The 255-nt window shown below is 60.8% G+C and carries 1 protein-coding gene; it reads left to right on the forward strand.

Annotation, left to right across the window (positions count from 1 at the left end; genetic code table 11):
• Positions 1 to 55: 55 nt before the first annotated feature.
• Positions 56 to 255: transposase (locus FNJ47_RS47065; protein ID WP_236000614.1), on the forward strand; the 200-nt coding region annotated here is incomplete at its 3' end.

Here is a 255-nt window from a genome sequence, read left to right on the forward strand (position 1 = left end):
CTTTTAGGAGCAAATCAGATTCAAGGCTGCTTTTGGGGAGGCCGTCTTGGGTGTGATGGACCGTTTGGTATTGAGCGACGCGGCGTGGAAGCGGATGGCGCCGTTGATCATAGGGCGCCCCGATCAGGAGGGCTCGACCGGGCGCGACAACCGAATGTTCGTTGAAGGAGTGCTGTGGATCGTGCGTACGGGGTCTCCCTGGCGCGATCTCCCGGAGGTCTTCGGCGATTGGAACAGCGTGTTCCGGCGCTTCAG

This window comes from Bradyrhizobium uaiense (assembly GCF_010811875.1).
In the GTDB taxonomy this organism is placed as follows: domain Bacteria; phylum Pseudomonadota; class Alphaproteobacteria; order Rhizobiales; family Xanthobacteraceae; genus Bradyrhizobium; species Bradyrhizobium uaiense.